Below are 16,128 nucleotides of genomic sequence, written 5' to 3' on the forward strand. Positions count from 1 at the left end.
AACAATTAATCATTAATCATTGACCATTAGTCATTATTTTCGTATTTTTGTCGGCTCTAACGATGCCTATATGCAGCCACATGCCTTAGAAATACTCAAGAAATACTGGGGGTACGACCAATTCCGTCCCGCCCAAGAGCCTATTGTTGATGCTATTCTTCAAGGAAAGGACACCCTCGCCATGCTACCCACTGGTGGGGGCAAGTCACTCTGTTTCCAAGTGCCTGCTATGGCCAAAGAGGGGGTGTGTTTGGTTATCTCGCCCCTGATTTCCCTTATGGAAGACCAAGTGCGTAACCTCTCCGAGAAGGGGATTCCCGCCTTAGCCCTTACAGGGAGCATTCCCCACTACGAACTGGAACGACTGCTAGGCAATGTGCAGAGTGAGGCCTACAAATTTGTCTATATGGCTCCCGAACGCCTAAGTAACGAGCTGGTACTTTACCGCTTGCAGCACACCCTCCTAAGCTACATAGTCATAGACGAAGCCCACTGTATCTCCCATTGGGGAAAGGACTTTCGCCCCGCTTACCTTGAGTGCCAAAGACTCAAACAGTGGTTCCCCGCCCTGCCTATTGTCGCCCTTACAGCTACCGCTACCGATCGGGTACAAGAAGATATATTGCAGCTATTGCAGATTCCTAAGGCCACAGTGATCAAGGGCAGTCTTGCGCGCCCCACTTTGGCATATATGACCTATTATATAGAGGACAAATGGGAGCGGCTAGGGCGTATTCTTACCAAAAACAAGGAAAGTAGCATCGTCTATGTTCGCAACCGACGACTGACCGAGGAGCTAGCACAACACCTATGTGATGAGGGCTTTACGGCTACCAGCTTCCACGGAGGCCTCTCTATCGAAGAGAAGAGCCAGCGCTTGGGTATGTGGAAAACAGGCAGTGTACAGGTAGTGGTAGCTACCAATGCCTTTGGTATGGGGATAGACAAGGCCGATGTGCGTACTGTAATCCATTGGGACTTGCCTAGCTCCTTAGAAGATTATTTCCAAGAAGCAGGACGTGCAGGACGCGATAACCACAAGGCTTTTGCCATTATCCTATACAACGATAACGATGTCAAAAAACTACTTATAGACACCCAGCGGAGCCAAGTTTCCGTCCCTTTCCTAAAGGAGCTATTCCCCAAGCTCTGTAACTACTTTCAGGTAGCTATAGGCGAAGGCGAAGGTACTACCCATTTTTTTAATTTGGCCGACTTCGCCACACGTACCCAAATGGATGCCCTCAAGGTGTATCAGGCCTTGGAGATTCTCGATCGCAATGGGGTGCTTGCCCTCAGCCAAGCTTTTTTTAGAAAAGCCAGCGTACAAATCCTCCACTCCAGCCAAGAGGTTATCGGCTATCTTGACCAAAATCCACAAGCCAAAGAGCTCCTCTTTTTCCTTATGCGTAAGTATGCAGGAATTCATGAGCAAAATATCTCTTTCAGGGTAGAAACTATTGCAGCCAACCTGCATATAAGCAGCTCCCTAATACAACAACAATTGGAAAAACTACAACAAGACGGACTTATCGCCTACAAAAACGAGCATACCGATGCCGAAATTACCTTTCTCATGCCTCGTGATGACGATAGAACCATCAACTATATTGCTCCGCAGGTCAAGTGGTTCAACCAACATAAAGAAGCACAATGTAAAGACGTACTTGCCTATATAGAACAAACAGATAGTTGTAACCAGCGCTTTCTGCTGGCCTACTTTGGGGAAACACTTGCGCAAGATTGTGGCATCTGCTCGCACTGTATAGCGCGCAAGCAAAAAGCCCTTTCAAAAGAGCGAATAGCGATCATCTCTCAAGAGCTGCTAACCCTCATCGCCTACAACCCCATGAGCTCTCAAGAGATATGTTCCGCCTCTTCCTACCACGAATGGGAGGTGCTACAAGTGCTCACCCTACTCTTAGACGAGGAAAAAATAAGGCTATTACCCAATAATCAGTTTTCTGCTAATTAATTTAAGTTTCGCAAGTCGTTTTTAGGTTATAATTAGGCTTATAATTGATTAATAATCAATATATTGCAAAGAAAACCTCCCCCTTGCCCCCTCCGAGAGGGGGAATAAATTCGTTGAAAAAGATAAAAATTGTCTATAAATCTGGAAAATGCCCTTTCTATAACTCCTTGAGAATCATGAACTATCTCATTCCCCCTTTGGAGGGGGTAGGGGGAGGTTTTGAATATCAATAAGTTACAGAAATTGCGAAACTTAAATTAATTAACCAATTGGGATACTTGTACCTCGGATAAAGAGTTGTTTTTTTCGTGCAGGTCTTTGTCTTGGTTGCATAGGGCGAGACTGGGTAGCGACAATAGGGTGCTCAACTGATGCCGCAGGGCACTCTGCTGGTGTTGTAGGATATTCAATAGACATTGTAGGTTGCTCAATAGGTGTTGCAGGACGCTCAGCTGGAGAGGATTGTTGTGTAGGTACCTGCTCTTCTTCCCAGCCTTCAATACTCATTAGGGCTTTAATGGCATTGAGCTGTTCGCGTATGTTAGGATAAACAACTGTCTCTCCTTGCACTTGAGGCTGTCCTTGAGCAATACCCCAAAGCACTTGAATGATTTGCTTTTTCATTTTTCAATATAAATAGGTTGCAAAATTACAACATTTAAATCGTAAAATCAATAATCAGTAATAATAAAAAGAAGTTAAATTAATGATTAATGGTTAATGATTAATGACACCAATCAATCGTTAAAATGTTATTCTCAACTATCTAAGACGCAATAAATTGCGTCTCTACGAAAAACTACGCTCATCAGGAGTTGTCTTAGCCTGCGCCTATGTAGAGACGCAATAAATTGCGTCTTACCTAAAAATATAATCTCCCTCGTAGGCACAAGCTGCTAACTCACACCAGCATGCGTGATAGATCTATTAGATTCTGAATATCAATCATTTACATCTATCCCTCTTTATCACATAACTCTCCAAATTAGCTATAAATCAAAAAAACTGAAAAAATGTCAGTTTTTTTAGGTTGGTAACAGATTTTTTTTGTACTTTTGTCAGCCAAAATAAGTATGGTATATTTTTTGAGTGTATTACTTGTTTTTTCTAATTTAATTATATAATAAAATACTTTTATGAGTTTGATAAGTTCATTAATAAAAATCTTTGTCGGTGATAAGGCCAAGAAAGATATGAAGGAAATTGCGCCGCTGGTAGAGCAGATCAACGCACACCAAAAGCAATATAAGTCGCTGAGCAACGATGAGTTACGTGCCAAAACCGCCATATTTAAGGAGCGTATCGCCGCCGCTCGCTCGGAGTTTGAGCAGAAAATACAATCCCTCAAAACCCAAGCCGATGCTACCGATGATATTGACCAAAAAGAAGATTTTTATACTGAAATAGACAAGCTGACCGATGAGGCTTACAAGGCTGGTGAAAAGGTGCTTAATGAGATTCTCCCTGAAGCCTTCGCTGTAGTAAAGGAAACTGCTCAACGCTTTGTGGATAATCCGACCATTGAGGTTACCGCTTCTCCTTATGATAGGGAGCTAGCCTCCATGAAGGATTATGTAAGCATAGAGGGAGACAAAGCCCTTTGGAAAAACTCTTGGGATGCTGCAGGAAAGGCCATCACCTGGGATATGGTACATTACGATGTACAGCTCATTGGGGGGATTGCCTTGCACCAAGGAAAAATCGCCGAGATGCAGACAGGGGAAGGTAAAACCCTAGTGGCTACCTTGCCACTTTACCTCAACGCCCTCACTGGCAACGGGGTACACTTGGTTACTGTCAATGACTACTTGGCACGCCGAGACAGTGCTTGGATGGCGCCTCTTTTTCAGTTCCATGGACTTAAGGTAGAATGTATTGATAACTACCAGCCTAACTCTCCTGGTCGTCGTATGGCCTATGCTGCCGATATTACCTATGGTACCAATAACGAATTTGGTTTCGACTACCTTCGTGACAATATGGCACATACCCCTGACGAACTTGTACAACGCCCTCATAATTATGCGATTGTGGATGAGGTCGACTCGGTACTCATTGACGATGCGCGTACACCACTGATCATCTCCGGCCCTATGCCTCGTGGGGAGTTCCACGAGTTCGACGTGTTCAAGCCTGCGGTAGAAGCCCTCGTGGAGAAACAACGCAAGCACTTGACCAATGTCTTGGCTGAGGCCAAAAAACTCATCTCTGAAGGCAATACCAAAGAGGGAGGCGTACTCCTTCTGCGTGTACACCGCGGACTTCCTAAGAACAAAGCACTGATTAAGTTCCTCAGCGAAGAGGGTATGAAGCAACTCCTTCAAAAGACTGAAAACTACTATATGCAGGATAACAACCGCGAGATGCACAAGATAGATGAGGATCTTCTTTTTGTTATCAATGAAAAAAATAACCTAATAGAACTTACCGATAAGGGTATCAATGAAATGTCGCAAGGAGAAGATAAAAACTTCTTCGTAATGCCTGACATAGGGGCTGAAATTGCCAATATTGAAAAACAACACCTTCCCAAAGAGGAAGAAAATGCCCTCAAGGATAAGCTCTACCAAGAGTTTGGCGAAAAAAGCGAACGTATCCATACCGTCAACCAATTGCTCAAGGCCTATACCCTTTTTGAAAAGGATATAGAATATGTGGTAATTGACAACAAAGTGCTTATTGTAGATGAGCAAACAGGACGTATCATGGACGGACGTCGTTATTCTGACGGACTCCATCAGGCCATTGAGGCTAAAGAGAACGTACAGGTAGAAGCCGCTACTCAGACCTATGCAACCATTACACTACAGAACTACTTCCGTATGTACCGCAAGCTCGCAGGTATGACAGGTACAGCCACTACCGAGGCGGGTGAGTTCTGGGAAATCTACAAGCTGGACGTTATGGAAATCCCTACCAACCGTCCTATTGCCCGCAAAGACCAAAATGACCAGATCTATAGAACCAAACGTGAGAAGTACAATGCGGTGATTGAGGAGGTTGTAAGCCTCTCCCAAGCTGGCCGACCTGTGCTCATTGGTACCACTTCAGTAGAGGTATCTGAGCTGCTAAGCCGTATGCTTAAGCTCCGCAATATACCTCACAACGTATTGAATGCCAAGCTCCACAAGAAGGAAGCGGAAATCGTTGCCGAAGCTGGTAAGAAAGGGGTTGTTACCATAGCTACCAACATGGCTGGTCGTGGTACGGATATCAAGCTCACCGATGAGGTGAAAGAGGCTGGAGGTCTGGCTATTATCGGTACAGAAAGACATGATTCCCGCCGTGTGGATAGGCAGCTGCGTGGTCGTTCTGGTCGTCAGGGAGACCCAGGTAGCTCCAAGTTCTTCGTCTCCTTTGAGGACAACCTTATGCGCCTCTATGGTATGGAGCGTGCCATCAAGTTCCTTGACCGCTTAGGACAAGGTCTCAAGGAAGGGGAAGTATTAGAGCACCCAATCATTACCAAAAACGTAGAGAAAGCACAGAAAAAGGTTGAGGAAAACAACTTTGGTATTCGTAAGCGCTTGCTCGAATATGATGACGTGATGAACGCTCAGCGCGAGGTAATCTACAAGCGCCGCCGCCACGCCCTCTACGGAGAACGCCTTCAGGTGGATATTGCCAATATTATCTATGATACCCTTGAGACTATCCTAGAGAGCAACAAGCCTGGCAATGATTACAAAAACTTCGAATACGAACACTTTAAATACTTTGGTGTAGAACCTAAAGTCTCCGAAGAGGACTTCCATAGAAAGCCTACCAAGGAGTTGCTCAAGAGCATTTATCCTGATCTGCTCGCCCTCTACAAGGCGCATAGCGAGGCCAATGCTGCCATTGCTTACCCTGTCATCAAGAGTGTGTATGAGGATCAGAGCAACCAGTTTGAGCGTATTGTAGTGCCTTTCACCGACGGACAAAAGGGACTAAACATCACCACTGACCTTAAGGAGGCCTACGAAAGTCAAGGAAAGCAAATTATTGTGGATTTTGAGAAAAATATCTCCTTGGCTATCATAGACGATGCGTGGAAAACACACCTACGCCAGATGGACGAACTCAAACAATCCGTTCAGCTAGCCACTCACGAGCAGAAAGACCCCTTGCTTATCTATAAGTTTGAGGCTTACAACCTCTTCAAGGATATGGTCGATAGGGTCAATAAGGAAATTGTTGCCTTCCTATTCCACGCGCATCTGCCACAGGCGGCTCCCCCTGTACAGGAAGCTCATGAGGTAAGACGCGCTCCTGAGCAGTTGCAGACAAGCAAGGAGGAAGTACTCAATTCCGACGAACTAGCTCAGAGAAATCGTGAAGCAGGTCAGCAGGCCTCCCCTGCCCCACAAGTAACCGAACCTATCGTACGTGACCAACCCAAAATAGGCCGTAATGACAAGGTTACCATTCAGAATATCCTCAATGGAGAGACCAAAGAAATGAAATACAAGCAAGCCCTCCCTCTCTTAGAAAGAGGCGATTGGGTGATCAAGCGTTAGGCCTTACTATATATCCATAATCAGAAAGAAGCGCTTCCTAAAGGGAGTGCTTCTTTCCTATTTTTAAGGCCTAAGAATTTTTTTCTATAATTTTCCACGATAACACTTGTATAATTACAAATTTATATTTAAATTTGCGGAATGAATAGGTGGGTCTCTAGCCACATTATTAAATATAGCATTATGAAGAACTTTCTTTTCTACCTCATGGCTTGCCTCCTATTGGTGGCTTGCTCCAAAAACAATGGCCATAAGGACAGTGATCCTGCGCTCTTTAGAGAGTATATCACAGGCTTTAGTGCTGGAACTATTCCCGCCAATGGCCCTATTGAAGTAATCCTCACTGAAGCCCTAAGCGAAGAGCGCTTGAAGGATTTGGATACCTCCAAGCTCTTCGAATTCTCTCCCGCAGTGGAGGGTAAGGTGATTTTTGAGGGTAGCTTGCTCAAGTTTGTCCCCAACGAATCCTTGGAGCACAACAAGGAATATGGCGTTACACTACACTTGGATAAGCTCTTTGATGTGAAGAAGGACTTAAAAAGTTTCTACTTCCATGTACGTACCCAAAGTCTCCTCTTTGAGGTCGATATACGTGATCTACAGTCCTATAGCCGAGACTATTATTTCCTCAATGCTTATCTGGAAGCCAGCGACAACATCTCCCCTGAGATGCTCCCTGAGTTGGTTTCCGCTACTATTGATGGGCAAAACCTTCGTATAAAACCACAGGCAACCGAGAGTGCTACTCAGATTGCTTTCATCGTGGATAGTATCCCTACTCCCAAGGACAAACAACAGACCCTTCGCATTTGGTGGGATGGCGATCGCTATGATATAGAAAGCAAGGGGGAGAGTGCTCTAACGATTCCTACCAGCAACCAGTTTGGTGTGGTGCAACTCCTTCAGAATGAAGGCGAACACAATTCTTTCAGCATGACTTTCTCTGCCCCCTTGGATAAGAAACAAGACCTTAGGGGACTGGTCACTGTACCTGAATACAAGGGAGACCTCAGATACTCCATCTCTGGTAATACCCTCAAGCTCTATGCCGATGAAAATTTTGAGAAAGAAATCACCATCAAGGCTTTCCAAGGTATCAGAAGCCAATATGGTGAGCGTATGACCTATGATTATACAGGCAAAATAGAGTTTGACCCTATCAAACCTGAAGTACGCTTTGTTCGCAATGGTACTATACTGCCCAGCTCCCAAAACCTAAAGGTCAATTTCCAGACCATCAACCTCAAAGCGGTAGAGGTGAGCGTGATGAAAATCTATCAGAACAACATCTTGCAATTCTTGCAGGATAACAACCTAGGTGGTTCTTATAACTTACGGCGTGTAGGAGCTACTATCGCCCGTAAGGTGGTACCTATCCATGGGCTTGGCAATGGCTCACTCTCCAAGTGGAGTACTCATGCCATAGACCTCTCTAAGCTCATCTCCCCTGAACCCGGCGCTATCTATCGTGTCAAAATAGATTTCAAGAAGGAATATGCCCTCAATTGTAATGATGATAAAAAACCTATCAAGGAAGAAAACTTACCTATAGGCGAAGAAAGCATCAGTGATTATGATGACGACTACTATGAAGCCTATAACTGGGACGAAAGAGATGATCCTTGTAAGGATAGCTATTATTACGAGAAATATGTAGAAACCAATATCTTGGCCACTGACTTAGGGGTATTAGTTAAGCGTGGTCAGAACAACGACTATATGGTGGTAGTCAATAACCTGCTCACCACTGCTCCTGTAAGCGGTACTAAGGTAGAACTCTTTGATTACCAACAACAAAAAATTGCAGAAGCCTCCACCAACTCCGATGGAAAAGCGGTAGTTACCACCGCCAAGCGTGCCTACTTTGTCATCGCTCAAAAGGACAAGAATACCACCTATGCCAAGATAGATGATGGCTCCTCCCAATCGGTGAGCAAGTACGAAGTAGATGGCTTGGAACTTGAAAAAGGACGCAATGCCTTTATCTATACCGAACGCGGGGTATGGCGCCCTGGGGATAATATCTCAGTGGGCTTCATCTTCAATGATTTTGCCAATAAGCTACCCGAAAGCCTGCCTATCAAGCTCACTTTCTCTGATCCCAACGGAAAGGTAGTACAGCAATTGGTCAAGACTACGACTCCTGAGAACCATTATCTATTCAACCTCAAGACAAGCCCCGATGCCCCTACAGGCAACTGGACTTGCCAAATCACTGTGGGCAGTGCCTCCTACTCCAAGACTATTAAAGTAGAGACCATCAAGCCTAATAGACTGAAAATCATCAACAGTCTATCTGAGAAATTTATCTCCAGCGAAGGAGAAAACGCTTCCTTACAAGTGGATTGGCTACAAGGGGTACCTGCTGGTAATATAAAAGTGGATATTACAGGAAAAATCTATCCTAAGGCCAAGCCTTTCAAAGGCTACGAAAGCTATACCTTCCACAATACGTCTTTTGAGTTTTCCTCTGAGGAAATTGCTGTATTCAGCGGAAACACCGACGAACAAGGAAAGGCTTCGTTCTTCTTCTTGCCTAAGGAATTGAAGGATGCCTCTCAGATGCTGAAAATCAACCTCTTGACCCAAGCCAATGAGCAAGGTGGTGACTTTAGTACCGATGTTACTTCGGCTACTTATTCTCCTTTCTCATCTTACGTGGGAATCAAGGCGCCTAACGATAGCTATTACTATGAGACAGGCAAGCCTGCTAAGTTCCAAACTGTGGTACTTTCCGAAGGAGGAAAACCTATCAGTGGCCACAGGGTGAAGCTCTACGCCTACAAATTGGATAAAAACTGGTGGTGGGACGTTTCCGATTACAACATCTCCACCTACAATGCCTCCGATTCCAAAACCCCTGCCTTTACCTTAGAAGCAACCACAGGTGGGGATGGAAAGGCTATTTTCAATGTCAATATTGAAAGAGGTGCCTCTGGTCGCTATTTCTTCTTAGCCGAAGACAGCCAGAGCAACCACGAGGCTGGTATTGATGCTCGCTTTTACTCATGGGGAGACAATGACGAAGATGCAGGGGTAGAAGCCACCATGCTCATGCTCTCCACCGATAAGAAAGACTATAAGGTAGGAGAGAAAGTGGTGATCTCCTTCCCTTCCGATACCGATGGGCGTGCACTCATCTCGGTAGAGAATGGCAGCAAAGTACTCAACACCTATTGGGTCAATACCCAAAAAGGTAAAACAACTTACCAAGTACCTGTGACTGAAGAGATGGCACCTAATGCTTATCTGTATGTAACACTCTTGCAACCGCATGCACAGACCCAAAACGATGCGCCAATCCGTCTCTATGGTATCGCTCCCATCTCGGTATATAATCCTAAAACCAAGCTGGAACCTGTTATAGAGATGCCTGAGGTATTACGCCCTGAAAAACAAGTAACTATCAAGGTCAGAGAAAAATCAGGCAAACCTATGACCTACTCCTTGGCGATCGTGGAGGATGGACTGCTTGACCTTACCCGATTCAAAACACCTAACCCTTGGAATACCTTCTTTGCCAAAACAGCCTTAGGAGTGAAAACATGGGATATCTATAACGATGTCATCGGTGCCTTTGGAGGTACTATTAACCAGATATTCAGTATAGGAGGTGACGAAGACTTAGGAGTAGGCAAGGCTAAAAAGGCCAACCGATTCAAGCCACTCACCATTGTACAAGGGCCTTTCACCCTCAAGGGCGGAAGTCAAACCCACCAGATAGATATTCCTAACTACATAGGTTCGGCTCGTGTGATGGTAGTGGCCTCCGATGTTAAGGCTAATGCCTTTGGTTGTGCAGAAAAGACCGCCACGATTAAGAGTCCTGTGATGGTATTGGCCTCCTTGCCAAGAAAAGCCGTACCAGGGGAAACCATTACCCTACCTGTCACTGTTTTTGCCAATGAAAAACAGGTGAAAAACGTGACTGTTCGTGTAAAGACCAATGAGAAATTCTCTCTTAGCAGTCAAGGGCAACAACAATTGTCCTTCACAGAACCCGCTGAGAAAATGGCTTATTTCTCCCTCAAGGTCAATGAAACGGGTATCGGTAAGGTAACAGTAGAGGCCACCGCAGGAGGTGAAAAATCTACCTATGAGGTAGAAATGGATGTGTATAACCCTAATCCTAAAGTATATCAGGTAAAGAGCACAGTACTACAACCCAACGCTTCTCAAAATATTGGTTTTGAAGTATTTGGAGAAAAAGGCACCTATACTAGTGTCTTGGAAGTATCCTCTTTCCCTGGAGTGAACCTCTCCCAACGCTTGAAATACCTAATAGACTACCCTCATGGTTGTGCCGAACAGCTGACCTCAAAGGGCTTCCCTCAGTTGTACTTAGCTGATTTTGAGACACTCTCCACTAAGCAACAACAGGAAGTACAACAGAATGTAAGCGCCACCATACGCAAGCTCTCTGAAAATCAGCTGCCTAACGGAGGTTTCTCCTACTGGCAAGGCGCTGACTACCCTGATGATTGGGCAACTTCCTACATTGGTCAGTTCTATATAGAAGCTGAGAAAAAAGGGTTCTCCTTGCCAAGTGGTAGCAAAGCCAAATGGATTAGCTATCAGAAGATGATGGCGCGCAATTGGGTATACAAAGGAGAATCCTCTACCTTTGAGCAGGCCTATCGCCTCTATACTTTGGCCTTGGCCAATAGTGCCGATATAGCCTCCATGAATAGGCTCAGGGAGATGTCCAACTCTATGGTAAGCAATGCGGCTCGTGCTCGCTTAGCGGCTGCCTATGCCCTAGCTGGTCAGAAGAAAGTTGCCGAATCCTTATTCAGCAAGGTAAAGCTCGATAGTGAGGAAGATGACTATTTCAGCTATGGCTCTACCCTACGAAATAAGGCTATGGGGCTAGAAACAGCCCTACTACTGGGCAAAGCGGAATTGGCTGCTGATCTGGCCTTGGAGATCTCCGATAGACTCTCCTCTTCCGAATGGCTCAGTACCCAAACAACCGCCTACAGCCTCTATGCTATGGCACGTTATGTGGCTAAGAACAAGACAGGTAAGAACTGGACACTCAACTATCAGCTCGGCAAGGAAAGTGCTACGCTCTCCAATAGCCCTAGTGGCTATGCCTCCAAGGTACTCTCCGCTTCCCTTGGAAACCACAAGATTGCCCTACAGAACAAGTCGGGGGTAACCCTCTATGCACGTGTGGTTACCAGTGGTATTCCACCTGTAGGTAAGGAATTGGTACAAGAGAATGGCCTTAAGATCTCCACCTCTTATACCTCCAAGAATGGAACGCTCTCGGTAGCTTCTCTGCCACAAGGAACCAACTTTACTTGTACTATCTCGGTTACCAATACCACACAAAGTAGAGTAACCAATGTAGCTCTTACCCAGTTTGTCCCCTCAGGTTGGGAGATTATCAATACACGATACACCGACTATGATACCGATAGCAGCCGATGGGATTATGCCGATATCCGAGATGATAGAGCTAATATATATTTCGGATTATCCGCAGGGGAAACCAAGACATTTACCCTCAAGTTCAATGCTTCGTACAAAGGGCAATATTACCTCCCTGGTACCCACGCCGAGGCTATGTACAACATCAAGTACAACACTCGCAATGCTGGAGAATGGATAAAAGTAGAATAATTAACTATAAAATCGTATCTTTGCCGACAAATACACGAATATGATAACATTTGACCAAATTGATTTGATTCTATTAGACGAATTACAAAGAGATAGCAAACAATCTGTAAAGGAACTAGCCAAGAAAGTAAATCTTTCTATCACTCCTGTACATGAGCGTATCAAGAAGCTCGAAGCCCTCAATGTAATTCAGAACTATGTAGCCGTAGTCAATCCCGATGCCTTAGGCAAGACCCTTGTGGCTTATTGCCAAGTGAAGCTCATCCGCCACCAAGAGACACTCTTTGAAGAGTTCGAACAATATGTCCGCAGCCTTGATGAAGTACAAGAGGCCTATTACATGGCTGGCCCTTATGACTTCTTACTCAAGCTCATCCTCAGAGACATGAAGGATTACCAAAACTTTGTGGTGCATAAAATCTCCAAATTGGATATCATCTCCAATATACAGAGTGCCTTCACCATTCAGAGTATCAAGAATACGTCTATGATTAAGTGTATGTTGGACGAAGAAAATAAGAAGTAACATGCACTTTGCTATTGCTGGAAATATAGGGGCGGGCAAGACTACCTTGACCGCCCTACTTGCCAAGCATTATAAGTGGGAGGCACATTACGAAGATGTATCGGACAATCCTTACTTGGACGATTTCTATGCCAATATGGAGCGATGGAGCTTTAACCTACAGGTGTTTTTCCTCAATAGTCGCTTCCGCCAAATCATTGATATTCGCCAGAGTAAGAAGGATTTTATCCAAGATAGAACCATCTACGAGGACGCTTATATCTTTGCCCCCAACTTGCATGCTATGGGACTGATGGCCGAGCGAGATTTTCGCAATTACCTATCTCTCTTTGAGCTAATGGAGCGTTTTATACAACCTCCTGACCTACTGATTTACCTAAGAAGTTCTATTGCTAATCTGGTCAATCAGATCCAAAAGAGAGGTCGCGAATACGAAAGTAGTATCTCTATAGACTACCTCAACAAGCTCAATGAGCGTTATGAAGACTGGATTCGCAGCTATGACAGAGGAAAACTCCTCATTGTAGATGTAGATAGGGTAGATTTTGTACAAAACCAAGAGGACTTAGGAGAAGTTATCCAGCGTATAGATACCTCTATACACGGACTTTTCTAAAGTCCTCTCTCACTTATCTATATGGGTAAGGTAGTAGATAAGCATACCTGTTACATAATCGTAATTCTGTATGCCTCCTTCTTGGGCATTGGCCTTAAGGAAAGTATCATAACTTTGTTTGAAAACCTCTTCCATGGGGTTTTCATACTGTGTCCAAAAGCGATAAGCCTCAGTATAATTCTCTAAAATCCCTACTCGTAGTTGTGCTTTATAAGCGTCATGCTGCTCTGGTGATAGCTGTCTTACTTCTTTCATACAATAGCGCAAGGCAAAAAGAGTAGCACTATACCTAAAATAGGGCTCCTTATGGTGATAAGTAGCCAAAAAACCAATAAAATTGGCTTCCTTTTCCGAGGCATAACCCAATTGATGTGCCACCTCATGGGCTGCTGTTACAGGAAAGCTATAATGAGTAGCCAAGGCATTCACCTGTGCCTCTCCTGTAAAAGGATTCAGATAGCCACTATAGCCCATATAGGTAAGCACTTTGCTATATAAGGACGATTTAAGACTAGACGTATAGAGCATAAATCTGGGAAACTTATGCGAAAGCACCTTGTATCCCTGAGGTATTCTCTCATACACCTCTGCTGGAGTAAAGGGCATCTTCGCTGCTTGTGATGCTAAGGGTTCTAATTGTTCGTGTAAGGCATTGGCCTCTTTGATAAGTCTTTGGGTTGCCTGCTCTAGTTCTGCCTCGGTATAAGAAAAATCCCACCCCAACTGTACCGATAAGGGTTGCCTATAATAGTTGAACCCCCAAAGGAAATAAAACAAGCTCACCACTAGAACAAGCCCCTCCCCTACTTTCCTAAGGAAACGAAGAGGACTCTTACGTAGCTGCCTAAAATACCTAATGATATAGTACAGTGCCCCCAAGGGAAGTATTGTATAGAGCACATCCCCCACAGAAAAAGGAATCCAACCGAGCAAAAAACGTACTGTTCTGCCTATATAGGGATAAAGCCCTGTGCTATACCACTGCTCAGTAAGTGCAGGCTTATAGCGGAAAAGCCCATACAGTGCTACAAATAGCCCTATATAAAGGAGTTTTCCATAAGTTGTATATTTCTTTTTCATTTGCGACATAAAGAGGTTATGTTATTTGTTTCTGTATAAAAAATTTATAACAATCGGATTTTCAATTCTTTATACGATTTTAAAAGTACTCTAATAAACTCTTCCAAATCCAATTTTTTGTGGGTATCATTAGGATTGTTGTATATATCAATGATTGTTTTATCGCCTTCCCTGAATATTTCTGCTATTTGATAATCAGGAGTTTGTTCATCATAAATATCTATATGAAAATCTTCCTCATCTTCAGGAATATATAGGGTTGCTTGTAATTTCATATTTCAACTATATTTAAATAACCCTCAGCAAAACTCTTGATAATTTCAGGGGAATAGTCTCCTCCTTTGGCATAAGAAATCCCCATAACTTCTAAAGCTATGGCCTGGCACTGCTCATCATTAACAGTAATAGCTTTGCTATCTAATATCTTTCTAACAACAACCATACATTTTCGCAGGTCTTCTGTTGTAGCACAAGGAGGTAAAGTTATTTTCATCAGAAATGGCACTTCACCGTGTCCTGTTGCTCTATAGGCTTCTTTCCAAAATGTATAGCAACATTCACATCTATAAAGGGTAACCCATTGTGTAGGATAAAAAGCTATCTCTTTATAAGCTATTTTACCTTGAAAGTTTTTGATTGATTCCCCCTCTACAATATCAGCTAACTGGTTACAAATACATTGTTTCATTGTATAATTTCAAAATTACTTCCTTTAGTACTCTCTACAAGTATAATCCCTCCATCACAGGTAAGACAAAACCCATTTGCCTTATCTTCAATAAGGCTTTCTTGGGTTATTTCATTATAGGTAATCTCAAAAGAAGGATTATGCCAACTGAAATTTCCTTGTATATATTTACTCCCTATGACTATAAGATATAAGGTTGCTGTTGTGTCCTTTTCTGTAAGGTATAGCACTACTCTCCTAAATGTAGGAGTATACTGAGTCAGAAGAACACTATCCGCTTTGAATTCTTTAAGTATAGTACCAATAGTTGTGAGGTCTGTTATAGTATTCATTTCTGTAATTTCTTTTCAAAATTCTTATAATCCATTAATTTCATTTAGATTGAGGATCATATTGTTGTGTTCTGACATAAAATCTCGTTTTTCTTTATCCAAATAATAAATGGGTATATGATGATATTTAGGATTGGCAGGTTTTAGGTCACACAAATCGTTATCCCAATCATATTCTAAACTGAAATCGGTAACATCTACTATAAGTGCTTGTATAGGAGTCAGTTCTACAAACATATCTATGCTGTTCTGAATATAATTAGCCTCTAAACTTCCTTTATAAGGATAAATACCTATGAGCTTAAGCATTCCAATAGTATCATTTTCAGATAGAAATGTTTCTATTGTTACTTTGCTTAGCTGGCTATCTCGTTCTAATTTTTCCATTTTAGGCAATTGCTCATAATGCTTATATGAGGCATTGGGAAACTTTTTGATGTTCTTTTCTATCAAAAAATTCATAGCCTCTAGTTTGCTTGTAAAGGGATTGGAAAATACTTTTTGAAGTGAGATAATCACTTCCTCTCTTATATTAGGAACAGTGTTGAAAATCAATTCAGCAAAATCTAAAATGCGACATACAGCTTTAGCGTTTTCATCTAAATTCTTTTCTATAAAGTAGCTCAATAATTGTTGCTCATCAGGGGTATTTATATGCCCCTTAAACTTTAAGTAAGTTATCTGAAAATAGGTGTTTTTGAAAACTGTCTTTTCAATAAACTCCAACCGAAAAGGAAATTTATCTTCTATATTGAAAGGAATAAAGTGTACTTGTTTTTCCATA

General features: G+C 43.1%; 11 protein-coding genes. 5 read left to right on the top strand and 6 right to left on the bottom strand.

Annotation, left to right across the window (positions count from 1 at the left end; translation table 11 throughout):
• The first annotated feature begins 19 nt into the window (after positions 1-19).
• Entirely contained in the window at positions 20-1,975 is a 1,956-nt protein-coding gene (locus HMPREF9331_RS03385; protein ID WP_234945848.1) for a RecQ family ATP-dependent DNA helicase, read from the top strand.
• 261 nt (positions 1,976-2,236) lie between these two features.
• Here the strand turns inward: HMPREF9331_RS03385 and HMPREF9331_RS03390 are convergent, their stop codons facing one another.
• Positions 2,237-2,599 (bottom strand): hypothetical protein, encoded by a 363-nt coding sequence (locus HMPREF9331_RS03390; RefSeq protein WP_016419746.1) that lies wholly within the window; start codon positions 2,597-2,599, stop codon positions 2,237-2,239.
• Positions 2,600-3,111: 512 nt separating this feature from the next.
• On the opposite strand from HMPREF9331_RS03390, the gene secA reads away from it, so the two are divergent.
• From secA to HMPREF9331_RS03410, 4 genes are all read left to right on the top strand, one after another.
• The gene (gene secA / locus HMPREF9331_RS03395; RefSeq protein WP_016419747.1) at positions 3,112-6,474 is read left to right on the top strand and encodes a preprotein translocase subunit SecA; all 3,363 of its coding nucleotides are present in this window, start codon (positions 3,112-3,114) and stop codon (positions 6,472-6,474) included.
• Between the two features lie 183 nt (positions 6,475-6,657).
• On the top strand, positions 6,658-12,102 hold the full coding sequence (locus HMPREF9331_RS03400; protein WP_040356927.1) for an alpha-2-macroglobulin family protein: 5,445 nt from the start codon (positions 6,658-6,660) through the stop codon (positions 12,100-12,102).
• Positions 12,103-12,142: 40 nt separating this feature from the next.
• Complete coding sequence (locus HMPREF9331_RS03405) at positions 12,143-12,628, top strand: Lrp/AsnC family transcriptional regulator (RefSeq protein ID WP_009641853.1); 486 nt, start codon at positions 12,143-12,145, stop codon at positions 12,626-12,628.
• A 1-nt stretch (position 12,629) separates the two neighbouring features.
• Positions 12,630-13,244 (top strand): deoxynucleoside kinase, encoded by a 615-nt coding sequence (locus HMPREF9331_RS03410; protein WP_009641861.1) that lies wholly within the window; start codon positions 12,630-12,632, stop codon positions 13,242-13,244.
• Between the two features lie 9 nt (positions 13,245-13,253).
• Here the strand turns inward: HMPREF9331_RS03410 and HMPREF9331_RS03415 are convergent, their stop codons facing one another.
• From HMPREF9331_RS03415 to HMPREF9331_RS03435, 5 genes are all read right to left on the bottom strand, one after another.
• Positions 13,254-14,324, bottom strand: coding sequence for a DUF3810 domain-containing protein (locus HMPREF9331_RS03415; RefSeq protein WP_040356929.1), 1,071 nt, complete (start codon positions 14,322-14,324; stop codon positions 13,254-13,256).
• Positions 14,325-14,368: 44 nt separating this feature from the next.
• Positions 14,369-14,599, bottom strand: coding sequence for a hypothetical protein (locus HMPREF9331_RS03420; RefSeq protein ID WP_016419750.1), 231 nt, complete (start codon positions 14,597-14,599; stop codon positions 14,369-14,371).
• Positions 14,596-14,817: a succinylglutamate-semialdehyde dehydrogenase gene (locus HMPREF9331_RS13490; RefSeq protein WP_172539826.1), complete on the bottom strand. Its 222-nt coding sequence runs from the start codon at positions 14,815-14,817 to the stop codon at positions 14,596-14,598. Before HMPREF9331_RS13490 ends, HMPREF9331_RS03420 begins: the two co-directional genes overlap by 4 nt.
• A 191-nt stretch (positions 14,818-15,008) precedes the next feature.
• Positions 15,009-15,344: a hypothetical protein gene (locus tag HMPREF9331_RS03430; protein WP_016419752.1), complete on the bottom strand. Its 336-nt coding sequence runs from the start codon at positions 15,342-15,344 to the stop codon at positions 15,009-15,011.
• A 24-nt stretch (positions 15,345-15,368) separates the two neighbouring features.
• A complete protein-coding gene (locus HMPREF9331_RS03435) occupies positions 15,369-16,127 on the bottom strand; it encodes a hypothetical protein (protein WP_016419753.1) in 759 nt (252 codons plus the stop codon).
• Between the last annotated feature and the right edge of the window lies 1 nt (position 16,128).

The organism is Capnocytophaga granulosa ATCC 51502, assembly GCF_000411115.1.
In the GTDB taxonomy this organism is placed as follows: domain Bacteria; phylum Bacteroidota; class Bacteroidia; order Flavobacteriales; family Flavobacteriaceae; genus Capnocytophaga; species Capnocytophaga granulosa.